Raw genomic sequence first — 25826 nt, forward strand, 5'->3', positions numbered from 1 at the left:
TCTTCTCAGAATCGATAGGCGGTTTCGAACGCCGCCATGTGGATCGGTCGCGCCGGCCCAGTCTCGCGAAGGAAGCGACCCGCGCGAAACAGCGAGGCGGATGCGGAGAAGGACAAAGCGCGGTTCGCCTGCCATTCGATCAGAACCTCCGCCTGCTCCCCTATGTCGCGCGAGCGGGAGCCCTTGCCGCTGCGTATCAAATTGCCCGGCACGCCGTACAGCCCGTCGCCGCGGCTTTCGCGCCAGTAACGCACCGCCGCCAGCCCAAGGTCGACGCCGTGGCCCAGCGTGAATGTAACGCCGGGGTGAAGGTTCACGATGTTATACGGCCCGAGCGGGGACAGCTCGCCGAAATATTTGCCCTTGGGATAGAGCGGGTCGAAGGTCTGGAGCACCCGGTCCGCGGGATCGCGATCGCCGCTCACCACATTGGCGCGCAGCCGCACCAGCGGGGTGAGCGGGGCATGGGCGAAGCGATAGCCGGTCTCGCTCGCCACCGACCATGCCCGGATCGGCGCGCCGGCAAAGCGCCCGCGCTGGACCATCGCCTCCCAGTTCCAGCGCAGTCCGCCCGCCGCGCCGAACAGCCGCAGCCCGAAGCTCTGGCGATGCTCGCGCCCGCTGCCCTGGTCGAAATGCGCGGCGCGGTTGATGGCGTCGAGATAATAAAGGTCGCCGCTCCCGATCGGCAGCCGGGTGGTGGCATAGGCACCCGACAGCCGCTTGGTGGTGGAGGTGCGGTCGTCGAAATCCCCCGGCCCGATCTGGACGGGTCGCAGGCGGAGCAACTGGACGCGGGTCGCCCCGGCATCGAGGATCGCGCGGAGCCCGTCAAACGCCTGCGGAATGTTCGGTCCCCAGCGTGCGCCGACCAGCCGCTCCGAGCCGAGCGCGACAAGTTCGCGCCCCCCACGCACCGTCAGCGTGGCGCTGCCGAGCGACAGGCGGAGGTCGGCGAACCCCTGCAACAGGTCGACGCCGGTGCGGTCGACCGGCCCGCTGATCGGCCGCACGCCGCGCGCATAGCCCGCGATCGGCTGGACAAAGGCGCGCAGGCTGCCGACGTGGAGATCGGCATAGGGCAGCGCCCGCAGCCAGAGATAGCCATCGTCGGGCGCCGCACCCGATCCCCATTCGTTGCCGGTAAACCCCTCATAGCGCACCCGCGCGTCGATGCCGGTGGTTAGCGTGACGCGCCCAGCGGCATCGAGCGGTACATATTTCGCCGGGAGCCACCAGGGGGCGCCGGGCCGCTGCGCCCGGTCGCGCAGACCCGACCAGTCCTCGTCATAGCGCCAGTTGACGGTCTCGGGCAGCGCCTGTGCCCGCGCCGCTGGGACCCCCAGCAGCATCAGCGCCAGCGCGTGCCTCACCGGCGCACCGCGACCATCGCCGCCGCCGCGGCGATCAGCGCGGTAGCGAGGAACAGCGGCGGCGCGAGGCTCCACTGCGTCACCATCCACGCCCCCGCCCCCGCCCCGACCAGGATCGCGACGACGCTGGCCAGCCGCCGCTGCCAATTGGGATTACTGCCCCCCGCGAGCGAGGAGTCGGCGGCGAGCCCGGTCAGCGTGAGCGTGAGCACCGTCGTCGTCATGTCGACGACCTTCAGGTGGCGCACCGTCGCATTGCGGAACCCCATCGCCACCGCGGTCAGCGCGATGATCGCGTATAGCCGCACCTCGGGCTGGAGCGTCGCGCTGTCATAGCCGATCGCGAGCAGGGCAGCGGCGAACAGCAGCAGCGCCTCGACTGCGAAGTGACGGACGACCCAATGCCGCATCGTCAGATGCTCCAGTGCGCGGGCGCTATACCCGGCCACCAGCGCGCCGAACAGGAACAGCAGCAGGGCGACGAGCAGCGGCTTGAAGTGGAACCCCGGGGTGCCCGTCGCGGCAAAGCCGAGGAACACGACATTGCCCGTCATGTTCGCAGTGAACACTCGCCCCAGCCCCAGCACGCTGACCGCATCGATCAGCCCGGTGACTGCCGACATCAGCAGCAGCGGCGAAACCAGTTCGGGCGGACGCGCGCCGATCGACGCCATCAGCGCGCCTCCCGCCGCTGCGCCAGGATCGCGCCGAGCATCAGCCCGCCGATCAGCCCGACATGCTCCAGGAACGTGTTGCGCTCGTGAAACCGCGCGACCGGGTCGGCCAGCGTCCAATAGGGATGCGCGATCAGCGTCGCCAGCGCCGTGAACACCCCCAGCGCCCCCGCGCCCAGCCACGCCGCGCGCCCTGCGATCAGCAGCGCGGAGCCGCCGATCTGCACCAGGATCGTCGCCGCCACGGTCAGCATCGCCGGCTGCAACCCGAAATGCGCCGCCTCGCCCAGCGCGCCGGGCAGGTCGAACAGCTTGGCGATTCCGCTCGTCGAGAACGGCAGCGTAAGCAGCGCGCGCGCCGCGACGCCGAACCAGCGCGCATCGAGCAGCGCCGCGATGGGGGGCGGCGTCGTCATACCGCCCAGCAACTGCAACCGAACGCACCCCAGAACCCGGCATTGTCGCGGGCGGGCACGCTCGCGGCCAGCGCGCGGGCATGGTCATGGCCGTGCACCCCGCATCCGCTGGCGCAACCGCATGCGCTGGCGAGCTGGCGGCGCTCGGCGACATGGTATCCGCCAAAGGTCGCGACCGGCGACCAGTCGGGCATCGGCGCAGGCAGTGGCGGCGCCAGCCCGCGATAATCGCCGCTGCCGCTGACCACCTTGCCGCCGAGCATCGTCAGCACCGACCGGATATGGACGATCTCGCTTTCGGGGACGCTGAAATAATCGTCGGAGAGCAGCACCAGGTCGGCGAGCTGCCCCGCCTTGATCTGCCCCTTCTTGCCCTGTTCGGTCGAGAACCAGGTGTTCGCCTCGGTCCACAGCCGCAGCGCGGTCTCGCGGTCCAGCCGGTTGGCGGCGGGGTACAAGGTCGTGCCGCCGACGGTCTTGCCCGTCACCATCCACGAGAGCGAGACCCAGGGATTATAGCTCGCCACCCGCGTCGCATCGGTGCCGCCGCCCACCGGCAGCCCGGCGCGCAGCATCTTGGCGATCGGCGGCGTCGCCTCGGCGGCGCGGGCGCCATAGCGCTCGATATAATATTCGCCCTGATAGGCCATGCGGTGCTGCACCGCGATCCCGCCGCCCAGCGCGGCGATGCGATCGATGCTGCGGTCGCTGATCGTCTCGCAATGGTCGAAGAACCAGTTGAGCCCGGCCAGCGGCACGTCGCGATTGACCTTCTCGAATACGTCGAGCGCCCGGCTGATCGTCTGGTCATAGGTGGCGTGGAGCCGCCACGGCCAGCGCCGCTCGGCGAGCAGCCGGACGACCGGCTCGAGATCGCCTTCCATGTTCGCGGGCATTTCGGGGCGCTCGACACGGAAATCCTCGAAATCCGCCGCCGAATAGACGAGCATCTCACCCGCGCCGTTATGGCGATACAAATCGTCGCCCTGCCCCGGCTTGACCTGGGTAGACCAGCTCGCAAAGTCCTTCAGCTCTTCCTTGGGCTTCTGCGTGAACAGGTTGTAGGCGATGCGCAGCGTGAGCTGGCCGTCGCGGTGCAGCTCCTCGATGATCGCATAATCGTCGGGGTAGTTCTGGAACCCGCCCCCGGCGTCGATCACGCTCGTCACGCCCAGCCCGTTCAGCTCACGCAGGAAATGACGCGTGGAGTTCTTCTGATAGTCGGCGGGCAGCTTCGGCCCCTTCGCCAGCGTCGCGTAGAGGATCATCGCATTGGGCTTTGCCAGCAACAGGCCCGTCGGGTTGCCCGCCGCATCGCGCACGATCTCGCCTCCCGGCGGGTTGGGCGTGTCCCTGGTATAGCCGACCTGGCGCAGCGCGGCGGCGTTGAGCAGCGCGCGGTCGTAGAGGTGGAGGATGAACACCGGCGTATCGGGCGCGGCGGCGTTGAGTTCGTCGAGCGTCGGCAGGCGCTTCTCGGCGAACTGGTTCTCGGTAAAGCCGCCGACGACGCGCACCCATTGCGGGCTGGGCGTGCGCGCGACCTGTGCGCGCAGCATCGCCATCGCGTCGGACAGGCTGGGCACGCCGTCCCAGCGGAGTTCCATATTATAGTTCAACCCGCCGCGGATGACATGGATATGGCTGTCGATCAGTCCCGGGATCAGCCGCCGCCCGCCCGCGTCCAGTATCTCGGCATCCGGGGCGGCGGCAGCGCGCACTTCGGCTTCGCGGCCCACCGCGAGGATGCGCCCGTCGCGCACCGCGACGGCGTCCGCGACCGGATTGGCGCGGTCGAGCGTCGTCACCTTGGCATTGACGAGGATCAGGTCGGTCATCGTGGTTCCTGTGGCAAAGGAGGGCGCGCGGGCGAGAAGGGCGGCGGCACCGGCTGCGGTGATCGCCGAACGGCGGGTGAAGCTCATCCGCTCTGCTCGGGATCGCAGCCGCGCCGCGCCTGCGGCCCCAGGATATGCTCGGCGCATTCGGTGCGGACATAGGGCAGCACCGGCTCGCGCGCGATCAGCCGGCGCACGACCGGCACCGCCTGTTCGCCGACGAGCATCCCGAGCAGCCCCATCAGCGCGATGACCGGCGGCGCGGGCGAACGGACGCCCATCATGCCGTACAGCACGCCGACCAACAGGCCGATGCCGAGTGAGAAGAGATACGGCTTCATCGATGCTCCCCGCCCCCGCAGGGGCCGTGCAGTGCAAAGGGCGCGCCGCCACCCGCCGGATGGCGGCGCCGGTCGGGCTCAGGCCGCCTGGGCGTGGCCACCTTCGTGCGCGTCGAACATCGACCGGGCATAGGCGATGCCGAGGCCATAGCTGCCCGCATATTTGCGCGCGATCCCGGTGGTCATCGCATAGGTCTCGCCACGGCCCCAGTCGCGTTGGAGTTCGAGCAGATACTGGACCGCCGTCATCGGCTTGGCCCCGGCCTGGACCATCCGGTCCATCGCGCGGTCATGCGCCTCGCTCGATACATCGCCGCACGCATCGGCGATGACATAGACGTCGAAGCCCTGGTCGATCGCCGAGACCGCCGGGCCGACGATGCACACCCCGGTCCATAGCCCGGCGAGCACCACGCGCGGCTTGCCGATCGCGTTGACCGCCGCGATCACGTTCGCGTCTTCCCAGCAGTTCATCGTGGTCCGGTCGATCTGCGCTGCGTCGGGAAAGGCCTCCAGCACTTCGTCGAATACCGGCCCCGAAAAGCTCGTCGCGGCAACGGTGGTGACGATCGTGTCCACGCCGAAGCCCGCAGCCGCCTGCGCCACCAGTGCGGTGTTGGTGCGCAATGTCGCGCCGTCGATCGATTTGGTCGCGAACGCCATCTGCGACTGATGGTCGATCAGGATCAGCGTGTGGTCGGCGGGAGTCAGCAGCGATTTGCCGGGGGTCGGCGTGGCAGTGATGGACATGGCAGATGCTCCATTTGGGTAGGTCTGCCCAGACCCTAGCGGGCGTGCCCCGTCCTGCCCTTCGCACCTTGGTATGCCGTCGCGGACGGATGGCGTGCCTTGGTCATACGATGGTATGTGCGCCCAATATGCGCCGCGCTTGATAGGGTGCGCCCGCACGGAGGACGCTTTGCACGCAGAGAGCCTGGTCTACATCGTCGACGACGATGAATCGCTTCGACTGACGCTGGACAGCCTGTTCCGCTCGGTCGGCATGGCGACGCGGCTGTTCGCCTCGGCTGCCGAAGTGCTCGCCGCGCCGCGCCCGGACGGCCCGTCGTGCATGGTCCTCGACGTGCGCCTGCCCGGCATCAGCGGGCTGGATTTCCAGGAACAGCTCGCCGCCGCCGGGATCAGCATTCCGGTGGTGCTGATGACCGGGCATGGCGACATCCCGATGAGCGTGCGCGCGATGAAGGCGGGCGCGGTCGATTTCCTGCCCAAGCCGTTTCGCGACCAGGACATGCTCGACGCCGTCACTGCCGGCATCCAGCGCGACCGCGAACGCCGCGATGCCGAGCACAAGATCGCCGAGCTGCGGTCGACCTTCGCCACGCTCACCCCGCGCGAGCGTCAGGTGATGGCGCTGGTCACGGCGGGTCAGCTCAACAAGCAGGTCGCCTATACGCTGGGGCTGAGCGAGATCACGGTGAAGATCCATCGCGGATCGGCGATGCGCAAGATGAGCGCGCGCACCCTGCCCGAACTGGTCCGCATGGCGGAGGCGCTGGAAATCTCGCCGCTTACCGAAGTGCCCGCCTCGGCGGCCTAAGGCCGTTTGGAAATGCGCTGCGGCGCATTTCGCGGTGCCGGCCCGCTCCCCGCCCGGCCACCCGACGACAGTACTCTATGGGTGGCCGGGCGGGGGAGCGGGCCGGCACCGACTTGAAATTCGCTCTTTCGCGAATTTTCAAACGGTCGCTCAATCGCCCGAATAGCGCTCCTCGGCCCAGGGATCACCGCGCAGATGATAGCCACTGGCTTCCCAGAAGCCGGGCCGATCGCGCCCGATCACTTCGATCCGCGATATCCATTTGGCGCTTTTCCAGAAATAGAGGTGCGGCACCATCGCGCGCACCGGGCCGCCATGCGATCGCGTCAGCGGCTTGCCCTCCCATTGATGGACGAGCAGCGCATCCTCGGCGGCGAAATCGGCGAGCAGCAGGTTGGTGGTATAGCCGTCATAGCTGTGCAGCATCACCGCCACCGCTTCGTCGCGCGGCTGGACCAGGTCGAGCACCGCGCGCGTCGCTACGCCCCGCCAGCGATTGTCGTAGCGCGACCAGGTCGTGACGCAGTGGATGTCGCTCACCCGATCGACCTGCTCCAGCGCCTGGAACCCCGCCCAGTCGAGCATCACCGGGCGCTCGACCATCCCGTCGACTTGCAACCGCCAGCGGTCGAGCGCGACCTCGGGCTGGCGGCCCAGATCGAGCACCGGCCAGTCCTTCACCAGATGCTGCCCCGGCGGCAGTCGCTCGGCCTCGGCCCGCGACACCCGCCCGGTGAGGAACTTGCCCTGCTCGGCCCAGGCGCGCTTCGATCGAGTGAGCTTGCTGTCCTCGGGGGGAAGGTCGTCGGCCATTGCGGGTCTCCTTCAGGCGCGTCCGGCGCCCAGCGTCGCATCCAGATGCGCGATCAGCGCGGCGGCGGGAAACGGCTTGCGCAACAGTCCGCGCGCGCCGCACTCCAGCGCCCGCCCCTCGAGGTCGGGGCTGGTCCCTGCGCTCACCATCACGACCGGCGTATGACACCCGCGCTCGCCCAGCCGCCGCACCAGCGCGAACCCGTCCATCCCCGGCATCTCGACATCGGTGATCAGGCATCCGGTACGCTCGGGCGCATCGGCGGCGAGATAGGCCTCGCCGGATTCGAACGCCTCGGCAGTGAAGCCATAGGACCGCACCAGCCCACGCATCGCGATCCGCACCGATTCGTCATCCTCGACGATCGCGACGATCTGGGCAGCAATCCTCGTCACGCGATGTTCTCCGACAGGCAGCGATCCGCTGTGCGTTCCGTCGCACAACCACGGCATGGGCAATAGTATACCCTGGTGTTACGTATAACACACGGATCGCGCCAAGCGGTTCACTGCGTCTTCGTGGAGGATTGCGTGCCATTGTCGGACCCCCTGCGATGACGACGGCCGGCCATGATGCCGATCTGTTCGATATGGCCCATGACAGCATCGTGATCTGCGACGCGGCGGGGCGGATCGTCGCGTGGAACGCGGCCTCCGCACTGCTGTACGGCTGGCAGGGGACCGAGGCGATCGGGCGCGTGGCCGACGAGATGCTTCGCACCCAAGGTCCCGAAGATACTGCGCGGCGCCGCAGGTCGCTTCTCGAAAGCGGTCGATGGGAAGGCCAGTTGCGCCGCGCCGCCGCCGACGACCGCCCGCTGGTCGTCGAAGTCCGCCAGCGCGTGCGGCGCGACGCGGGCGGCGCCCCGGTCGCGATCGTCGAGACCGCGCGCGAAGTCACCGACCGCCTCAAGCTGGCCGAGAGCGAGCGGAAATACCGGCTGTCGTTCAACGAAATGCCGATCGCGCTGTGGGAACTCGACGCCAAGCGGTTCGGCGAGATGTATTTCGGGCTGCACGAACGCGGCATCGCCGATTTCCGCGCGCATGCCGCCGCGCATCCCGAATTCCTGGCGGAAGCGCTGGCGACGTTGCGCGTGCCCGCAGCGAACGGCCAGGCGCTGCGGCTGTTCGGAGTGCGCGATCTTGCCGCGCTGCTTGCGCACATGCCCGCGCTCTGGGCGGACGATGCGACGCTGCTCGATGCCTTTGCCGCGCATATCGCCGGTGCGCCGACCTACAGCGCCGAGACGCGCATCCACACGCTGAGCGGCGAGGTGCGGCATGTGCTGTTCAGCGTGTCCTTTGCCGACCAGAGCCGGCCCGAGAGCCTGAACATGGTCGGCGCGATCGACATTACCGAGCGTGTCCGCGCCGAGGAAGCGCTGGAGCGCATCCGCGAGGATTTCACCCATGCCGCGCGGATCGCGATGCTGGGCGAACTGACAGCGTCGATCGCGCACGAAGTCAACCAGCCGCTCGCCGCGATCAGCGCCGGCGCCGAGGCCAGCCTGCGCTGGCTCGCCGCGGCCCAGCCCGACCTCGACGAAGTCCGCGCGCTGGCGACGCGGATCGTGAGCGATGCCCGCCGCGCCGCCGACATCATCGACCGCGTCCGCGCGATGGCGCAGCGCCGCGTCGGCCAGCGCGAGCCGATCGGGATCAACCGCATCGTCGAGGACGTGCTGTTGATCCTGCGCCCCGAACTGCGCGCCCGCGGCGTGGCGGTCGAGCTCGACCTCGCGCCGGCCGATCCGCCGATCGAGGCGGATCGCACCCAGATGCAGCAGGTGCTGGTCAACCTCGCGCTCAACGCGGCGCAGGCGATGGACGCCTGCCCCCAGCCTTTGCTGACGCTGCGCACCGCGCGCGAAGGCGACCGCGCGCTGCTGCGCGTCGAGGACAACGGCCCCGGGATCGACGAAGCGGCGATGCCACGGCTGTTCGACAGCTTCTTCACCACGCGCGCCGCCGGGCTGGGCATGGGGCTGCGCATCTGCCGCTCGATCGTCGAGGCGCATGGCGGGCATATCCGCGCGGGCAACCTCCCCGGCGGCGGCGCATGCTTCGAGATCGCGCTGCCGATCGCGGGATAAGTCTGTCGACAACGGGTTGGCGACGCGTTTGCAACCTCTTGACGGTGTGCGCAAAGGCCTACTGACAATGCGTGGGCAAGCTGTGGATAAGCTGTGGACAGGCGGTGGACCACGGCCATGCCGGGGCGCCGGCGGCGTGCGCCGGAAGCCCCGCCCGGCATCGTAGCTCTACGTATTTCGAGCGCACCCGCCCACCCCCTAGGTCGGGCGCAGGGATGGGGCATAGCGTCCGGCGCGGTTTGACTTTGGTCAACACGTCCGGCGCCGCGCCCGCCCAAGAGCGGGGCCGATCCGGCGCATCTAGGGGCTGAGAAACATGGACGAAGTCGTCACCAGGTCGATTGCCTGGTTCTTACTCGCGGTGCTGGCGCTGCTAGCGCTCGCGACTACCGCCGATCCCGGATTCGGGGTGCATATGGCGTTGTTCGCGGGCGCGGCGCTGCTCGCCGCATTTTATGCGATGAAGGGCGCGGGAAAGCCCGCGCCGATCCCGACCCCGGGCGAGTATGACGACGACGTCATCCGCTGGGGCACGATCGCGACCGTCTTCTGGGGCGTGGTCGGGTTCCTCGCGGGGCTCTATATCGCGCTCCAGCTCGCCTTTCCGGCGCTGAACCTGGGCCTCGAATATACCAGCTTCGGGCGCCTCAGACCGCTGCACACTTCGGCGGTGATCTTCGCGTTCGGCGGCAATGCGCTGATCGCGACCAGCTTCTACGTCGTCCAGCGCACCTGCCGCGCGCGGCTGGCCTTTCCCGGCCTCGCGAAGTTCGTGTTCTGGGGCTACCAGCTCTTCATCGTGCTGGCCGCAACCGGCTATCTGATGGGGATCACCGAGGGCAAGGAATATGCCGAGCCCGAATGGTATGTCGACATCTGGCTGACGATCGTCTGGGTCTCGTATCTCGCGGTGTTCGTCGGCACGCTGGTCAAGCGGCATGAGCCGCATATCTATGTCGCCAACTGGTTCTATCTCGCCTTCATCGTCACCGTGGCGATGCTCCACCTCGTCAACAATCTGTCGATGCCGGTGCATCTGCTGGGCGCCAAGAGCTACTCCGCCTTTGCGGGCGTGCAGGATGCGCTGACGCAATGGTGGTATGGTCATAACGCGGTCGGCTTCTTCCTGACCGCCGGCTTCCTCGGCATGATGTATTATTTCGTGCCGAAACAGGCGCAGCGCCCGGTTTATAGCTACCGGCTGTCGATCGTCCATTTCTGGTCGCTGATCTTCCTCTACATCTGGGCGGGTCCGCACCATCTTCACTACACCGCGCTGCCTGACTGGGCGCAGACTTTGGGCATGGTCTTCTCGGTCATGCTGTGGATGCCGAGCTGGGGCGGGATGATCAACGGCCTGATGACGCTCCAGGGCGCATGGGACAAGATCCGCACCGATCCGATCATCCGCATGCAGGTCCTGGCGCTCGCCTTTTACGGGATGAGCACCTTCGAAGGGCCGATGATGTCGATCAAGAGCGTCAATTCGCTCAGCCACTATACCGACTGGACGATCGGGCACGTGCATTCGGGTGCGCTCGGCTGGGTCGGGATGATCAGCTTTGCGGCGGTGTATTTCATGACCCCGCGGCTGTGGAAGCGCGAGCGGCTCTATTCGCTGCGCATGATCAACTGGCACTTCTGGTGCGCGACCGCAGGCATCGTCGTCTACGCATCGTCGATGTGGGTTGCGGGCATCATGCAGGGGCTGATGTGGCGTGAATATGGGCCCGACGGCTATCTCGTCTACAGCTTCGCCGAGGTCGTGGGTGCGATGAAGCCCTATTACCTGATCCGCGCATTCGGCGGCGGGCTGTACCTTCTGGGTGCGCTGTTCATGGTCTGGAACGTCTGGATGACGATCGCCGGCAAGCTGCGCGTCGAGAAGCCGCTCCACGACGCCGATTATGATCCCGCCGCCGACAAGCCGCTCCCCAAGGGGGTCGTCGGCCATGCCGATCCCGCCCTGCTGCCCGCCGAATAAGGACAGAGCAAATGGCTAGCAAAATCTTCGACCATGGCCGTATCGAGCGCAACGTCACGCTGCTGCTCGTGCTGGGCCTCCTCACCGTGGCGATCGGCGGTATCGTCGAGATCGCACCGCTGTTCTGGATCGACTCGACGATCGAGAAGGTGGAGGGGATGCGCCCCTACACCCCGCTCGAGCAGGCCGGGCGCAACATCTATATCCGCGAGGGCTGCTACAACTGCCACTCGCAGATGATCCGCCCGTTCCGCGACGAGACCGAACGCTATGGCCATTACAGCCTGGCGGCGGAGAGCATGTACGACCATCCGTTCCAATGGGGATCGAAGCGCACCGGGCCGGACCTGGCGCGCGTCGGGGGCCGCTATTCGGACGAGTGGCAGGTCCAGCACCTTAAGGACCCGCGCTCGGTCGTGCCCGAATCGATCATGCCGACCTACACCTTCCTCGCCTCGCGCGAACTGAAGGCGGAGACGATCGGCGACGATCTCACCGCGCTGCGCCGCGTCGGCGTTCCCTATACCGACGAGGACGTGAAGAAGGCCTATGACGACCTCCGGCTCCAGGGCACGGCAGGCGGCGACCAGGCCGACCTCCAGAAGCGCTATCCCAAGGCACAGGTGCGCGATTACGACGGCGACCCCGCCAAGCTGACCGAGATGGATGCGCTGGTCGCCTATCTCCAGATGCTCGGCACGCTCGTCGACGTGAACAAGGCCGAAGCCAAGGAGCAGTTCAAATGAGCCGCTACGAAACCCTCCGCCATTTCGCCGACAGCTGGGCGCTGGCCGTCATGGTCGGATTCTTCCTGCTCGTCGTGTGGCGCGCGCTGCGGCCCTCGGCCCGGCAGCACATGGAAGAAGCCAGCACCATCATCTTGCGTGACGAGGAGCCCGCGGAATGAGCGAGCAGGACAAAAAGCAGATCGATGCCGCCACCGGCGTCGAGGTCAACGCCCATGAATGGGATGGCATCCAGGAACTGAACACCCCGCTGCCGCGCTGGTGGCTGTGGAGCTTCTATGCCTGCATCGTCTTCGCGCTTGGCTATGTCGTGGTCTATCCCGCCATCCCGTTCCGCCATAGCGCGAGCGCGGGGACGCTGGGCTGGACCAGCCGCGGCGAGCTGAAGAAGGAACTGGCCAGCGCGGAGATTGCGCGCGCCGCCACCGTGAAGGCGCTGGCCGACACCCCGATCGAGGCGATCGATCCCAAATCGCCGCTGATGCGCGCAGCGGTCGAAGGCGGAAAGGCCGCGTTCAAGGTCAATTGCGTCCAGTGCCATGGCTCGGGCGCGGCGGGGAGCAAGGGCTATCCCAACCTCAACGACGACGACTGGCTGTGGGGCGGAAACCTCAAAGAGATCCACGCCACGCTCGAACATGGCATCCGCCAGCCCGGCGACGACGCGACGCGCATCTCGCAAATGCCCGCCTTCGGGCGCGACCAGCTGCTGACCGCGGCGCAGATCCAGGACGTCGTGTCCTATGTCCGCCTCGTCTCGCGCCAGGACCCCGCGACCGCGTCCGCGCAACAGGGTGCAAAGCTGTTCGCCGACAATTGCGCGGTCTGTCACGGCACCGATGCGAAGGGGAACCGCACGCTCGGCGCGCCGAACCTGACCGATCCGATCTGGCTGTACGGCGGCGACCGCGCGTCGCTGACCGCCACCGTCACCAATGCGCGGGCGGGCGTGATGCCGGCCTGGGGCCAGCGGCTCGACCCGGTCACGGTCAAGATGCTCGCCGCCTACGTGCATTCACTAGGCGGCGGCGAGTAAGCTTTGGAGTAGCGGATCGGCCATGTCCAACCACGCCAACCGCACCGGAAAGGCCGGCGGGCTCTATGCCCGCCGGCCCGACATTTTCCCCCGCGCCGTCGACGGTTTCTACCGCCGGCTGAAATGGGCGGTGATGGCCGCGACGCTGGCGGTCTATTACGTCACCCCGTGGATTCGCTGGGATCGCGGCCCCTATGCCCCCAACCAGGCGGTGCTGGTCGATCTGGCGAATCGCCGCTTCTATTTCTTTGCGATCGAGATCTGGCCGCACGAATTCTATTATGTCGCCGGGCTGCTGGTGATGGCCGGGATCGGGCTGTTCCTGCTCACCGCCACCGTGGGTCGCGCCTGGTGCGGCTATGCCTGCCCGCAGACGGTGTGGACCGACCTGTTCCTGCATATCGAGCGGATGATCGACGGCGATCGCAATGCCCAGATGCGGCTGCGCAACGCGCCGCTCAGCGTGACGAAGGTCGCCAAGCGCGTATCCAAACATTCCGCCTGGCTCGCGGTCGGGGTGCTGACCGGCGGTGCGTGGATTTTCTACTTCGCCGACGCGCCGACGCTGCTGCGCGCCTTCGTCACCGGCACCGCCGCGCCGGTCGCCTACAGCACGGTCGCGCTGCTCACCGCCACCACCTATGTCTTTGGCGGGTGGATGCGCGAGCAGGTGTGCATCTATATGTGCCCCTGGCCGCGCATCCAGTCGGCGATGCTCGACGAGCGCTCGCTGATCGTCACCTATAAGGACTGGCGCGGCGAGCCCCGCAGCCATGGCATCAAGCGCACCGAGGGCGTGCCCACCGGCGACTGCATCGATTGCAACGCCTGCGTCCAGGTATGCCCGACCGGCATCGACATCCGCAACGGGCCGCAGCTCGCCTGCATCACCTGCGCGCTGTGCATCGATGCGTGCGACGACATGATGGCCCGGATCGGCCGCCCGCGCGGGCTGATCGACTATGCGACGTTCGAGGATTGCGAGGAGGAGCGCAAGGGCGCGCCCCCCGTCCCCATCCGCCGCACGATCCTGCGCTCGCGCACCTTCCTCTATTTCGGCGGCTGGGCGGCGATCGGCATTGCGATGGCGATCATGCTGGGCGCGCGCACGCGGCTCGACCTGTCGGTCGGGCAGGAGCGCAATCCGCTCTATGTCCAGCTCTCGGACGGCAGCGTCCGCAACGCCTATACGGTCAAGGTCCGCAACATGGAGACCCGCCCGCGCCCGGTGCGGATCAGCATAGAGGGGCTGCCCGGCGCGTTGGTGTGGGATTCGCTTTCAGAAGAAAGCACTGCGGCACAATCGCTTACGCTCACCGTCGCGCCTGACCAGGTCGAGCGCCGCCGCCTCTATGTCCGCGCCCCCCGCACCGGACCCCAACCCGCCGACTTCCGCTTCCGCGTCACCGCGCTCGACCCGCAGGGCGGCGGCGATGACGATGCGGCCCGTTTCGATCGCCCGGAGACCCTTCGATGACCCGCAGCTTCCGCTTCACCGGCTGGCACATGTTCGCCACGATCGCCCTGTTCTTCGGCGTCGTCATCGGCGTGAACATGACGATGGCGACGCTGGCCACGCGCACCTTTGGCGGCGTGGTGGTCGCGAACAGCTATGTCGCCAGCCAGGAATTCAACGGCTGGCTGAAGGCGGCGGAAGCGCAGAAGCGGCTCGGGTGGGAGCCGAAGCTCGAAAGCATCGACCAGCGGCTCGTGGTCGCGACGAGCGCCCGGCACGCCGTCGCCACCGCCGTCGCGCGGCATCCGCTCGGGCGGCTGCCTGATGTGGCGATCCGCTTCACCGAAACCGCACCGGGCCGGTTTGTCGCCGACACCCGCCTGCCCGCCGGGCGCTGGCGGGTCCACCTGACCTTCGTCCGCGGCGCCGACCGCGCCGATTTCGTCCGGGACGTGGCGGCGTGAGCACCGAGCATAGCGTCCTCAGCGTCCCCGGCATCCGCTGCGCAAGCTGCATCGCGCGGATCGAGCGCGAGCTGGCGCCGATCCCCGGCATCCACAGCGCGCGGGTGAACTTCACGACCAAGCGCGTGACGATCGACCACGAACCCGCGCTGACCCCCGAAAACCTCCGCGATGCGCTCGGCAGGATCGGGTTCGACGCCGAACCGATCGCCGCGGGCCCGTTCGCCGCGCAGGGCGATGAGAGCAAGGCGCTGCTCCGCGCCGTGGCCGTCGCGGGCTTCGCGTCGATGAACATCATGCTGCTGTCGGTCTCGGTCTGGTCGGGCGCGACCGGGGTGACGCGCGAGATGTTCCACTGGCTGTCGGCGCTGATCGCGCTGCCGACGATCGCCTATGCTGGGCGTCCCTTCTACAAATCGGCTTGGGCGGCGCTGCGGCGCGGGCGGACCAACATGGACGTGCCGATCTCGATCGGCGTCACGCTGGCCACCGGCCTCAGCCTGTTCGAGACGATCACCGGCGGCGAGCACGCCTATTTCGACGGCGCCGTGATGCTGGTGTTCTTCCTGCTGATCGGGCGCTTCCTCGACAGCGTGATGCGCGACCGCGCGCGCCAGGGCGTCGAGGCGCTGCTGCGCCAGACCGCACCCGGCGGCACCGTGCTGCTGCCCGACGGCACCACCAGCTGGATCAAGTCCGATGCGCTCGAGCCCGGAATGCGGCTCATCGTCGGCGCCGGCGAACGCATCGCCGCCGACGGGCTGGTCGAGCAGGGCGCAAGCAGCATCGACCTGTCGCTGATCACCGGCGAGAGCCGCCCCGAGCCGATCGCCACGGGCGGCAAGGCGATCGCCGGCACGCTCAACCGCGATGCCCCGCTCACCATCCGCATCACTGCGGCGGGCGACCGCACCACCATCGCCGAAATCGCGCGGATGATGGACGCCGCGTCGCAGAGCCGATCGCGCTATGTCCGCATCGCCGATCGCGCCGCGCGCTTCTACGCGCCCGCGGTCCACACGCTGGCGCTGACCAGCTTCGTCGGATGGATGCTCGCGGGCGCGGGCTGGCACCAGTCGCTGATGATCGCCGTGGCGGTGCTCATCATCACCTGCCCCTGCGCGCTGGGCCTCGCGGTCCCGGCGGCGCAGGTGGTCGCGGCGGGGGCGCTGATGCGGCGCGGGATATTGGTCAAGGACGGTTCCGCACTCGAACGGCTGGCCGAAGCCGACACCGCGTGTTTCGACAAGACCGGCACGCTGACGCTGGGCCGCCCGGTGCCGGTGGGCACGCTTCCGCTGACCGGCGAGGATGCCGCCATCGCACTGGGGCTGGCGCGCGCAAGCCGCCATCCCGTGTCGCGCGCGCTGGCGCAAGCGCTCGAATGCAGCGGCGTCCGTGCCGCCGAACTGACCGACCTGCGCGAAACGCCCGGAATGGGGATCGAGGGGCGTTCGGGCACGCGCCACGCCCGGCTGGGCCGCCCGAGCTGGATCGGCGTCACGGCGTCGCATCCGGGGCTGGTCACGGCCTTTGCAGTCGACGGCGCCGAGCCCAGCATCCTGTGCTTCGCCGACGCGCTGCGCCCCGATGCAGCCGCCACGATCGCGGGGCTCAAGGCATTGGGGCTGCCCGCGACGATCCTGTCGGGCGACCGCCCCGAGGCCGTTGGGCCGATCGCCGACACGCTCGGCATCCCGGCGCTGCCCCGGCTGACCCCCGACGCCAAGCTGGCGGAGATCGAGCGGCTCCACGACACGGGCAAGCGCGTGCTGATGATCGGCGACGGCCTCAACGACGGGCCCGCGCTCGCCGCCGGGCACGTCTCGATCGCCCCCGCCTCGGCAAGCGATGTCGGACAGACCGCCGCCGACTTCATCTTCATGGGCGACAGCCTCGCCCCCGTGGCGATCGCGGTGCGCGCGGCGCGGCGGACATTGGCGATCGTGCGACAGAATTTCGCGCTGGCGATCGGGTACAACCTGCTCGCCGTGCCGCTGGCGATCCTCGGCTATGTCACTCCGCTGATCGCCGCGCTGGCGATGTCGAGTTCGTCGCTGATCGTCGTGGGCAATGCCCTGCGCCTGCGCCGGTGCGCGCGGTGAACGGGCTGGCAATCCTGATCCCGGTGGCGTTGCTGCTGGGGCTGAGCGGGCTGGCGGCGTTCCTGTGGTCGCTCAACGCCGGCCAGTTTGAGGATATGGACGGCGCCGCGCTGCGCATCCTGATCGACGAGGACGCCGAATGAGACTGCGCCTGCTGCTCCTGCTTCCGCCGCTCGCGCTGGCGGTGCCAGCGCCGGCCGCGCCGATGAAGCCGGCCTATGGGCGGCTGTGCGGCGGCGGCGCTGGGGGCCGCGAGGATATGCCGGGCAAACAGCCCTGCCCCGTCGCCTGCCACGCCGCGCTGTGCGAGCGGCAGCGCAAGGGGCGCTGACCTTCTGCGCCTCGGCGGCTCAGCTCCCGATCGCGCCGAAATCGCGCATCCGCACCAGCCATAGCGCGCGGCCCTTCTCGCCGCCCTCGACCATCCCGATCACGCTGTCGGTGACCGGGCCGATCCCGGCGAGCTTCAGCACGTTGCGCCGGAGGCTCTTCAGGCTGTGCGCGCGGTAATAGAGCCGATAGACGAAGCCCGGCATCCCCATCGTCACGACGATATGCGCGGTTCGCCCCTTGAGCAGCCCTTTGGGCCCGGTCGGGCCATCGGCAATCGCGAAACCCGGTCGCGCGACCTGTTCGAGAAACGCCTTGAGCAACGCGGGCACGTCGCCCAGCCATAGCGGATACAGGATCACCAGATGCTCGGCCCAGACGATCGTCTCCAGCGCCGCGGCAATCGCGGGGGGCGGCGCCGCGCGCCATTCGCGCTGCGAGCGCAGGATCGGAAAGTCGAGCGTGCTCAGCTCGATGCGGCGCACCGCATGCCCGGCCTCCGCCGCGCCCTGGGCATAAGCATCGGCAAGCGCATGGACATAGCGCGCGCGATCCGGATCGGGGTGGCCATCGAGGATGGCAATGCGTCTGGTCATGCCGCCAGCTTCGCGCACCCTGCCGCCGCGCTCCATCCGTAGCTTACCCAAGTGCGCCTGCGCCCCCGCTGCCGTCCAACGACGGCGACGCCCGGACACACGCTGCGGGCGAAGGAGAATGCACATGATACGGGACCTGCTCGCCATCGTCGACTGCCCCGACCAGTCGATGCCCTTTCTCGACGGAGTATTGGCCTTCGCCGAACATCAACAGGCCGAGGCGGAGGTCACGCTCCTGACGCCCGGCCCGCTGGCCAGTCCGGCGCTCGCGCCGTTCGGCGCGCTCTATGTCCCCGAACCGACGCTGGAGGCGGAGGAAGCCGCGCGGCTCGCGGTGTTGCGCGGGCGCTGCGGGTCGGCGCCGGTCACGACGATCGTCCATGGGCTGCGCGACGATGTGGCATGGCTCGCGGGCGACCTGCGCCATCGGCGGCAGATCGTCGACCTGATCCTGATCGGCGGTGCCGAGGGCTGGGCGCTGCCCTGGTTGCGCCGGCGCGTGATCGAGACGCTGCTGCTGGCGGCGGGAACGCCGGTGGTGCTGGTGCCGCGCGATCGCCACCTGACGCGCATACGCCGCGCCGTGATCGGCTGGACCCCTTCGCCCGAGGCGGCGCGCGCGGTCCATGATCTGGTCCGCCTCGCCGAGCCGGGTGCGGAAATCGATATCGTCACGATCACCGGCCACCACCCCGCCGATGAGCCGAGCGCCGCGGAGGTCCAGCGCCATCTGGCACGGCACGGCTTCGTCGCGCACGTCCATGCCTTCGCAAACGAGGACCGGCTCGAAGCCGATCTCCTCCAGAAATATGCGCTCGACGCGCATGCCGACCTGCTCGCGCTGGGCGGCTTCGCGCATTCGCGGGTGCGCGAAATCGCGCTGGGCGGCGTCACCCGCACGCTGATCGCGGAGACCCGCCTGCCCGTGCTGCTGTCGCATTAAACTCTGTTTCAGCGAAGCTGAAACAGGCCGGTGCCGATTCAGCGAAGCTGAAAACGAGTCTAACAAAAATGCCTCCCCGAGCCGTCGCCCGGGGAGGCAGTTCAAGACCGGCGCGCGGCGAAAGGGGAGGATCGCCGCTGCCTTCTTGCCCTAGAACCGGAAGCCGACGCCCACGCCCGCGACGATCGGGTTGACCTCGACATTGACCGAACGCTTGGTCGCGCCGGTGGTCAGCCGCGCGGTCGTGTCCATGTCGATATATTTGATGTCGGCGTTGACGAAGAACTTCGGCGTCACGTCGATGTCGATCCCGGCCTGCAGCGCATAGCCGAAGCTGTCGTCCAGCTTGACCTTGGTCGCGCCCAATGCCGTGTTGAGCGACTGAGTCGCATCCGCCGAGTAGAAGATCGTGTAGTTCACGCCCGCGCCGACATAGGGATGCACCTTGCCCTCGGGCAGGAAGTGATATTGCAGCGTCAGCGTCGGCGGCAGCACCCAGGTATCGGCGATCTTGCCCAGCGCGGAAATCGTGCCGCGACCGCTGACGTCATGCTTGGTCGTCGCCAGGATCAGCTCGGCGCCGATATTCTTGGTGACGAAATAGGTGAAGTCGACTTCGGGCATCACGCTGTTGCCCACGCCCACTTCGCTCCCGGCGATGCCGGTGACGGCGCCCGAGCTCTCGGTGGGCGAGACCATGATCGCGCGCGCGCGGAACAGCCAGTCGCCGGCCTCGCGGCTGGTATCGGCGGTGGGGGTCGGCGTGGCGTCCTGCGCCAGGGCCGGGCTCGCTACCAGCGCGCCCGCCGCCAGCATCGCGCATTTGAGAGCGGTGTTCATTTCGAATTTCCTCCTCGTTTCGAGGAGTTCGGGCTAGGCGGCGCGCGGCCCCGAAATGTTGATCCAGCGCAACAATCGGGTCCGCAATGTCCCCAATGGGGATGTCACGTACCCGCGACAACCAACGGTTTTCATTCGAATTCCAGGATCGCCGCATCCACCGCCAGGCTGTCGCCCGCCGCGAAGTTCGCCGCCTTCACCACCCCCGCCCGCTCGGCGCGCAGGATGTTCTCCATCTTCATCGCCTCGACCACCGCCAGCGGCTGGCCAGCCGAAACCGCATCCCCCGGCGCGACGTGGAGCCGGGTGAGCAGCCCCGGCATCGGCGCGAGCAGGAAGCGGCTCATGTCGGGCGGCATCTTCTCGATCATGTGCACCGCCAACTCCCCGGTGCGCGTATCATAGGTCTTGGCAACATGGGTGGCGCCATGCGTGGTCAGGTGCCAATTCACCCCTGCGCGCTTAACGCCGACGGTCAGCGGCTCGTCATCAATCATCGTTTCAACCAATGCCGCGCCCGGTTCCCAACGAATGGTGATTTCGACGCTTTCCAGGGCATCTCGCACGTTGTGGAGAACGTGATAGCTGCCTCTGTCGTAATTCCAATGGCCCGAGACGACGAGTTCGAATGGCTCACCGTCGATCGACACCGTCCAGTTGCCATGCGCCACCGGCGCCCCGGCAAGCTGACCGGAGATCTTGTGGGCACGCCCGCGACGGATATCCGCGATCACGCCCGCCACCGCGGCGAGCTTGCGTACGAGCGCCGGCGAGGCGGGAGCTCCGGCAAACCCGTCGGGGTACTCCTCGGCAATGAAGCCGGTCGTCAGTCGCCCTTCGCGGAAGCGGGCATCCTGCATGATAGCGGAAAGGAAATCGATGTTATGACCAATGCCCTCGATCCGGAACCGATCGAGCGCGGCGATCTGGCGATCAATCGCCTCTTCGCGCGTTGCGCCCCAGGTGACCAGTTTGGCGATCATCGGATCATAGAACATCGAGATTTCGCTGCCCTCGGTCACGCCATCGTCGATGCGAACCCCTTCCGACAGCGCTTCCGGCGCCAGCAATTCCCCGTGTGTGCGCAGGTCATCCGGATAGCCTTCGCTGTAAGCGACCAAAAACGTCGTTGGGCCACCGTCATTGCCGGCGCGCGGAGGGGAATACCGCACCAGCCGCCCGGTGCTCGGCAGGAACCCGCGATACGGGTCCTCGGCGTACACCCGGTTCTCCACCGCCCAGCCGTTGATCTGCACCTCGTCCTGCGTCAGCGGCAGCGCCTCGCCCGCAGCGACGCGGATCATCAGCTCGACCAGATCGAGCCCGGTAATCTCCTCGGTCACCGGATGCTCGACCTGGAGCCGGGTGTTCATCTCGAGGAAGTAGAAGCTCTCGCCCGTCGTATCCGCGCCCGATACGATCAGCTCGACCGTGCCCGCGCTGTAATAGCCCACCGCCCGCGCCAGCGCGACCGCCTGCTCGCCCATCTTCCGGCGCATCTCTGGCGTGACGAAGGGCGATGGCGCTTCCTCGACCACTTTCTGGTGGCGCCGCTGGATCGAGCATTCGCGCTCGTTCAGGTAGAGGATGTTGCCATGCTGGTCGCCCATCACCTGGATTTCGATGTGGCGCGGGCTCTCGATGAACTTCTCGATAAAGACGCGGTCGTCGCCGAAGCTTGCCAGCCCCTCGCGCTTGGTCGCCTCAAAGCCCTCGCGGACGTCCTGCTCGCTATAGGCCAGCCGCATCCCCTTGCCGCCGCCGCCCGCGCTCGCCTTCATCATCACCGGATAGCCGATCTCGCTGGCGATACGCACCGCATGTTCGGTATCGTCGATCTCGCCGACAAAGCCGGGGACGACGTTCACCCCCGCCGCTTTGGCCAGCTTCTTGGACTCGATCTTGTCCCCCATCGCCGCGATGGCTGCGGGCGGCGGGCCGACGAACGCGATCCCCGCCTCGGCGCACGCCCTGGCAAAGCTCTCGCGCTCGGAGAGGAAGCCATAGCCGGGATGGATGCAATCCGCCCCGGTCTCCTTGGCCGCGAGCAGGATCAGCTCGGCCTTGAGGTAGGACTCGCTCGCGGGCGCCGGCCCAAGCCGCACGCTCTCATCCGCCATCAACACATGCGGCGCGCGGGCATCGGCGTCGGAATAGACCGCGACGGTGGCGATGCCCATCTTCCTGGCGGTGCGCATGACCCGACACGCGATTTCGCCGCGATTGGCGACGAGGATTTTCTTGAACATCAGGCCCTCTCGGTTCTCACTTTTCGTCACCCCGGCCTTGCGCCGGGGCCCCGCTTGCTACGCGGGCAAGGTAGCGGGATCCCGGCGCAAGGCCGGGAAGACGAAGAGAGGAGGCCCCGCCGTCTTGCATTACTCCGCCGCTTCCAATTCCGCCCGCACCTCAACCGCCATCGGCATCACCCCCAATCGAGCAAACAGCGCCGCGTCCTTGTCGTCGCCCGCATTGCCCGTGGTGAGCAGCTTGTCGCCGGTGAAGATCGAGTTCGCCCCCGCCAAAAAGCAAAGCGCCTGCGTCTCGTCGCTCATGCTCTCACGCCCCGCGCTCAGCCGCACCATGCTCAGCGGCATCAGGATGCGCGCCACCGCCACGGTGCGGACGAATTCGATCGCGTCGATCTTCGCCAGCGGCGTGTCGGCCAGCATGTCGCCCAGCACGGTGCCCTTGACCGGCACCAGCGCGTTGATCGGCACGCTTTCGGGATGCTCCATCGTCGCCAGCGCGTGGAGGAAGCCGACGCGGTCCTCGCGCTTTTCGCCCATGCCGATGATGCCGCCCGAACAGACGTTGATCCCCGCCCCGCGCACATTTTCCAGCGTCTCGATCCGATCCTCGAACGTCCGCGTCGTGATGACGTTGGCGTAGTTCTCGGGCGAGGTATCGATATTGTGGTTGTAGTAATCGAGCCCCGCCTCGGCGAGCATCGCCGCCTGACGCTCGCTCAGCATGCCCAAAGTCATGCAGGTTTCCAGCCCCATCTGGCGCACGCCCTGCACCATCTCGACGATGGCGGGCATGTCCTTGTCCTTGGGGCTGCGCCACGCGGCGCCCATGCAGAAGCGCGACGAGCCATTGTCCTTGGCCTGCGCCGCCGCCTGGAGCACGGCGCGCACGTCCATCATCTTGGTCGCCTTCAGGCCCGTCTCGGCATGGGCGGACTGATTGCAGTATCCGCAATCCTCGACACAGCCGCCGGTCTTGATCGACAGCAGGGTCGAGAGCTGGACCTGGTTGCGCGGATGGTGCGCGCGGTGGATCGATGCGGCCTCGTACACCAGATCGAGGAACGGCAGGTCGAACAGCGCGGCGATCTCGTCGCGGGTCCAGTCGGTACGCAGCGTTACATCGGGCATCAGTGGTTCCAGTCCAGCGCGGCGAGCTGCCGCGTCCGCTCTTTGGTCAATCGGGTCAGGCATTGCGCGCGCACCATCGGCTGCATCGATCCGCCGGCATATTGCCCGGCCTCGATCACGCATTGCGCGTCGCGAAAGCGCAGCCAGGCGCGCTGGCTCTCCAGCGTCGCCGCGGCATAGCCGAAGCCACCCCCGCGTCCGCGCGTCGCCGCATCGCGCCGCTTCATCGCGGCATAGACGCGCTGCCACTGCGCGGTCATCGCCGCATCCGCCGCCTTATACTCGCGGCCGGCGTCGGTCGTCATCTGGGTCTGGCTCTGCGCCGCGGCGGGCGCGGTGGCCAGCATCGCGGCGAACAAGATTGAAATCATTCGGCGGCTTCCTCCATCGGGGGCATGTTGTGCCCCAGCAGACGGAGCACTTCCTCCGCCGCCTTAACGAGGTTCGTGCCGGGACCAAAGATCGCCTGGACCCCCGCTTCGCGCAGGAATTCATAATCCTGCGCGGGGATCACTCCGCCCGCGATCACCTTGATATCGGCGCGGCCCGCATCCTTCAGCGCGGCGATCAGCTCGGGGATCAGCGTCTTGTGCCCCGCCGCCAGGCTGGAGGCACCGACCACGTCGACTTGCCTTTCCAGCGCCAGCGCGGCGGCTTCGGACGGAGTCTGGAACAAGGGGCCGGGCACGACTTCGAAGCCGAGATCGCCGAACGCCGACGACACCAGATTGGCGCCGCGATCATGCCCGTCCTGCCCCATCTTGGCGACGAGCATCCGCGGCTTGCGCCCCAGCCGCCGCTCGGTCGCGGCAACGCCATCCTTGAGCCGGTCCCAGCGCCGGTCGAATTCATACGCGCCGCCATAAATGCCCTGCACCGGCGTCGGCTGGGTGCCATAGCGCCCGAAGCCGACCTCCATCGCCGCGCTGATTTCGCCCAGCGTGGCGCGCGCGCGGGCGGCGGTGACGGCGAGCGCGAGGAGGTTCGATCCTCCTGTACCCTGTGGCCGTTCCGCCTGCGCCTCTTGCGCTCCCCTTCCGCTTGCGAGTTTCAGGTCGGTCAGGCCCCCGGCCTGACCTAAACGATCCGGTGCATCGTTTACCTGAAACTGGGTCGGGGGAGGGACAGACATGGACGATGCAGCGAGAGGCATCGGCCCCTCCCCTAGCCCCTCCCGCAAGCGGGAGGGGGACGCTTGAACGGAAACTGCCGCCCCCCGAAGCGCCTCCAGCGCCGCCTGGCACGCCGCCTCGTCGCGCGTCGCCTTCACCCGCCGGATGCGCGCGATCTGTGCCTCGCGGACCGCGACGTTATCGACGTCGAGGATGTCGATCGGGTCCTCGCCGTCCTTGCGATATTTGTTGACCCCGACGATCACCTGCTCGCCGCGATCGACGCGCGCGGCCTGGGCGGCGGCGGCTTGCTCGATCATCGCCTTGGGCCAGCCGGCCGCGACCGCCTTGGCCATCCCGCCTTCGGCCTCGACGCGCTCGATAATCTCCCACGCCTTGTCGACCAGCTCCTGCGTCAGCGCCTCGACATAATAGGAGCCGCCCAGCGGATCGACGACCTTGGTCATCCCCGTCTCTTCCTGGATCACGATCTGGGTATTGCGCGCGATCCGGGCGGAGAAATCGGTGGGCAGCGCGATGGCTTCGTCGAGCGCATTGGTGTGCAGGCTCTGCGTGCCCCCCAGCATCGCGGCCATTGCCTCGATCGTGGTGCGCATCACATTGTTATACGGGTCCTGCTCGGTGAGCGAGACGCCGCTGGTCTGGCAATGCGTCCGCAGCATCTTGCTGCGCTCGTCCTTGGCGCCCAACTGCGTCATCACCCGATGCCACAGCACGCGGGCGGCGCGTAGCTTGGCGATCTCCATGAAGAAATTCATGCCGATCGCGAAGAAGAAGCTCAGCCGCCCGGCGAACTTGTCGATGTCCAGCCCCGATGCGACCCCGTATTTCACATATTCCATGCCGTCGGCGATGGTGAAGGCCAGCTCCTGCACCTGCGTCGCCCCGGCTTCCTGCATGTGATAGCCGGAAATCGAGATGCTGTTGAACTTCGGCATATGCGCCGAGGTATAGGCGAAGATGTCCGAGATGATCCGCATGCTCGGCTCGGGCGGGTAGATATAGGTGTTGCGGACCATGAACTCCTTCAGGATGTCGTTCTGGATCGTGCCTTCCAGCTTGTCCTGCGAGACGCCCTGCTCCTCGCCCGCGACGATGAAGAACGCCAGGATCGGGATCACCGCGCCGTTCATCGTCATGCTGACCGACATCTGGTCGAGCGGGATGCCGTCGAACAGGATCTTCATGTCCTCGACGCTGTCGATCGCGACCCCGGCCTTGCCGACATCGCCCGTCACGCGCGGATGATCGCTGTCATAGCCGCGATGCGTGGCGAGATCGAACGCGACGCTCAGCCCCTTCTGCCCGGCGGCGAGGTTGCGGCGGTAAAAGGCGTTCGATTCCTCGGCGGTGGAGAAGCCCGCATATTGCCGGATCGTCCAGGGCCGCCCGGCATACATCGACGCCCGCACCCCGCGCGTGAACGGCGCGAAACCGGGCAGGCCGGGGTCGATCCCCGCCACATCCTCGGCGGTGTAGAGCGGCTTGACCGCAATCCCCTCGGGCGTGTGCCAGGTCAGGTCGCGGCCCTTCACTTCCTTCGCGGCGGCGGCGGACCAGTGATCGAGCGTGGGTTTGCTCAAATTCCCTCTCCCATCGGGAGAGGGAGGGAGCGCCAAAGGCGCGGAAGGGTGAGGGCGACAGGCGGGACACCCTCACCCTCCCGGCGCTCCGCGCCTCCTTCCCTCTCCCAAAGGGAGA

26 protein-coding genes are annotated in these 25826 nt (G+C 67.7%); 12 read left to right on the plus strand and 14 right to left on the minus strand.

Annotated features, from left to right (window positions below):
- Window positions 1-5: 5 nt before the first annotated feature.
- The 6 genes from TS85_RS08410 to TS85_RS08435 all read right to left on the minus strand — a co-directional run bounded on the left by TS85_RS08410 (window position 6) and on the right by TS85_RS08435 (window position 5392).
- Window positions 6-1373, minus strand: a complete 1368-nt coding sequence (locus TS85_RS08410) for an alginate export family protein (RefSeq protein ID WP_227698723.1) — start codon at window positions 1371-1373, stop codon at window positions 6-8.
- Complete coding sequence (locus TS85_RS08415; protein WP_044331601.1) at window positions 1370-2047, minus strand: YoaK family protein; 678 nt, start codon at window positions 2045-2047, stop codon at window positions 1370-1372. The genes TS85_RS08410 and TS85_RS08415 overlap by 4 nt, the downstream gene beginning before the upstream one ends.
- Window positions 2047-2463 (minus strand): DoxX family protein, encoded by a 417-nt coding sequence (locus TS85_RS08420; RefSeq protein WP_044331602.1) that lies wholly within the window; start codon window positions 2461-2463, stop codon window positions 2047-2049. Before TS85_RS08420 ends, TS85_RS08415 begins: the two co-directional genes overlap by 1 nt.
- Window positions 2460-4301, minus strand: a complete 1842-nt coding sequence (locus TS85_RS08425) for an amidohydrolase (RefSeq protein ID WP_044331603.1) — start codon at window positions 4299-4301, stop codon at window positions 2460-2462. The genes TS85_RS08420 and TS85_RS08425 overlap by 4 nt, the downstream gene beginning before the upstream one ends.
- An 83-nt stretch (window positions 4302-4384) precedes the next feature.
- Complete coding sequence (locus TS85_RS08430) at window positions 4385-4642, minus strand: XapX domain-containing protein (RefSeq protein ID WP_044331604.1); 258 nt, start codon at window positions 4640-4642, stop codon at window positions 4385-4387.
- Window positions 4643-4720: 78 nt separating this feature from the next.
- Window positions 4721-5392, minus strand: coding sequence for a hydrolase (locus tag TS85_RS08435; protein WP_044331605.1), 672 nt, complete (start codon window positions 5390-5392; stop codon window positions 4721-4723).
- 169 nt (window positions 5393-5561) lie between these two features.
- Here TS85_RS08435 and TS85_RS08440 point away from each other — a divergent pair, with 169 nt between their 5' ends.
- A complete protein-coding gene (locus tag TS85_RS08440) occupies window positions 5562-6203 on the plus strand; it encodes a response regulator transcription factor (RefSeq protein ID WP_227698724.1) in 642 nt (213 codons plus the stop codon).
- 150 nt (window positions 6204-6353) lie between these two features.
- On the opposite strand, the gene TS85_RS08445 is transcribed toward TS85_RS08440, so the two are convergent.
- On the minus strand, window positions 6354-7016 hold the full coding sequence (locus TS85_RS08445) for a sulfite oxidase-like oxidoreductase (protein WP_044331609.1): 663 nt from the start codon (window positions 7014-7016) through the stop codon (window positions 6354-6356).
- A 12-nt stretch (window positions 7017-7028) separates the two neighbouring features.
- Entirely contained in the window at window positions 7029-7412 is a 384-nt protein-coding gene (locus TS85_RS08450) for a response regulator transcription factor (RefSeq protein WP_162184707.1), read from the minus strand.
- A gap of 158 nt (window positions 7413-7570) precedes the next feature.
- Here TS85_RS08450 and TS85_RS08455 point away from each other — a divergent pair, with 158 nt between their 5' ends.
- The 10 genes from TS85_RS08455 (at window position 7571) to TS85_RS08495 (ending at window position 17234) form a co-directional block, all read left to right on the plus strand.
- The gene (locus TS85_RS08455) at window positions 7571-9112 is read left to right on the plus strand and encodes a PAS domain-containing sensor histidine kinase (protein ID WP_052507816.1); all 1542 of its coding nucleotides are present in this window, start codon (window positions 7571-7573) and stop codon (window positions 9110-9112) included.
- Between the two features lie 316 nt (window positions 9113-9428).
- Complete coding sequence (gene ccoN, locus TS85_RS08460; protein ID WP_044331611.1) at window positions 9429-11096, plus strand: cytochrome-c oxidase, cbb3-type subunit I; 1668 nt, start codon at window positions 9429-9431, stop codon at window positions 11094-11096.
- 11 nt (window positions 11097-11107) lie between these two features.
- Entirely contained in the window at window positions 11108-11842 is a 735-nt protein-coding gene (gene ccoO / locus TS85_RS08465) for a cytochrome-c oxidase, cbb3-type subunit II (RefSeq protein ID WP_044331613.1), read from the plus strand.
- On the plus strand, window positions 11839-12003 hold the full coding sequence (locus TS85_RS24560) for a cbb3-type cytochrome c oxidase subunit 3 (RefSeq protein ID WP_077228529.1): 165 nt from the start codon (window positions 11839-11841) through the stop codon (window positions 12001-12003). The genes ccoO and TS85_RS24560 overlap by 4 nt, the downstream gene beginning before the upstream one ends.
- Window positions 12000-12878 (plus strand): cytochrome-c oxidase, cbb3-type subunit III, encoded by an 879-nt coding sequence (gene ccoP, locus TS85_RS08470; RefSeq protein ID WP_044331615.1) that lies wholly within the window; start codon window positions 12000-12002, stop codon window positions 12876-12878. Before TS85_RS24560 ends, ccoP begins: the two co-directional genes overlap by 4 nt.
- Before the next feature lie 22 nt (window positions 12879-12900).
- The gene (gene ccoG / locus TS85_RS08475) at window positions 12901-14355 is read left to right on the plus strand and encodes a cytochrome c oxidase accessory protein CcoG (protein WP_044331618.1); all 1455 of its coding nucleotides are present in this window, start codon (window positions 12901-12903) and stop codon (window positions 14353-14355) included.
- A complete protein-coding gene (locus TS85_RS08480; RefSeq protein WP_044331619.1) occupies window positions 14352-14798 on the plus strand; it encodes a FixH family protein in 447 nt (148 codons plus the stop codon). The genes ccoG and TS85_RS08480 overlap by 4 nt, the downstream gene beginning before the upstream one ends.
- On the plus strand, window positions 14795-16903 hold the full coding sequence (locus TS85_RS08485; RefSeq protein WP_044331621.1) for a heavy metal translocating P-type ATPase: 2109 nt from the start codon (window positions 14795-14797) through the stop codon (window positions 16901-16903). The genes TS85_RS08480 and TS85_RS08485 overlap by 4 nt, the downstream gene beginning before the upstream one ends.
- The gene (gene ccoS, locus TS85_RS08490) at window positions 16900-17046 is read left to right on the plus strand and encodes a cbb3-type cytochrome oxidase assembly protein CcoS (RefSeq protein WP_044336073.1); all 147 of its coding nucleotides are present in this window, start codon (window positions 16900-16902) and stop codon (window positions 17044-17046) included. Before TS85_RS08485 ends, ccoS begins: the two co-directional genes overlap by 4 nt.
- Window positions 17043-17234 carry a hypothetical protein gene (locus tag TS85_RS08495; RefSeq protein ID WP_044331623.1) on the plus strand — a complete coding sequence of 64 codons (192 nt, stop codon included), beginning with the start codon at window positions 17043-17045 and terminating at the stop codon, window positions 17232-17234. The genes ccoS and TS85_RS08495 overlap by 4 nt, the downstream gene beginning before the upstream one ends.
- A gap of 19 nt (window positions 17235-17253) precedes the next feature.
- Here the strand turns inward: TS85_RS08495 and TS85_RS08500 are convergent, their stop codons facing one another.
- Window positions 17254-17829, minus strand: coding sequence for an NAD(P)H-dependent oxidoreductase (locus TS85_RS08500; protein WP_044336074.1), 576 nt, complete (start codon window positions 17827-17829; stop codon window positions 17254-17256).
- Between the two features lie 124 nt (window positions 17830-17953).
- Between TS85_RS08500 and TS85_RS08505 the strand changes: the two genes are divergently transcribed.
- Window positions 17954-18772, plus strand: a complete 819-nt coding sequence (locus TS85_RS08505; protein ID WP_044331624.1) for a universal stress protein — start codon at window positions 17954-17956, stop codon at window positions 18770-18772.
- A 150-nt stretch (window positions 18773-18922) separates the two neighbouring features.
- On the opposite strand, the gene TS85_RS08510 is transcribed toward TS85_RS08505, so the two are convergent.
- From TS85_RS08510 to scpA, 5 genes are all read right to left on the minus strand, one after another.
- Window positions 18923-19612, minus strand: coding sequence for an OmpW/AlkL family protein (locus TS85_RS08510; protein WP_044331625.1), 690 nt, complete (start codon window positions 19610-19612; stop codon window positions 18923-18925).
- A gap of 131 nt (window positions 19613-19743) precedes the next feature.
- Entirely contained in the window at window positions 19744-21861 is a 2118-nt protein-coding gene (locus TS85_RS08515; protein ID WP_044331627.1) for an acetyl-CoA carboxylase biotin carboxylase subunit, read from the minus strand.
- 129 nt (window positions 21862-21990) lie between these two features.
- Complete coding sequence (bioB, locus tag TS85_RS08520) at window positions 21991-22992, minus strand: biotin synthase BioB (RefSeq protein WP_044331628.1); 1002 nt, start codon at window positions 22990-22992, stop codon at window positions 21991-21993.
- On the minus strand, window positions 22992-23363 hold the full coding sequence (locus TS85_RS08525; protein WP_227698725.1) for a lysozyme inhibitor LprI family protein: 372 nt from the start codon (window positions 23361-23363) through the stop codon (window positions 22992-22994). Before TS85_RS08525 ends, bioB begins: the two co-directional genes overlap by 1 nt.
- Window positions 23360-25708, minus strand: coding sequence for a methylmalonyl-CoA mutase (scpA, locus tag TS85_RS08530; RefSeq protein ID WP_044331629.1), 2349 nt, complete (start codon window positions 25706-25708; stop codon window positions 23360-23362). The genes TS85_RS08525 and scpA overlap by 4 nt, the downstream gene beginning before the upstream one ends.
- Between the last annotated feature and the right edge of the window lie 118 nt (window positions 25709-25826).

The sequence above is a fragment of the Sphingomonas hengshuiensis genome, assembly GCF_000935025.1.
In the GTDB taxonomy this organism is placed as follows: domain Bacteria; phylum Pseudomonadota; class Alphaproteobacteria; order Sphingomonadales; family Sphingomonadaceae; genus Sphingomonas; species Sphingomonas hengshuiensis.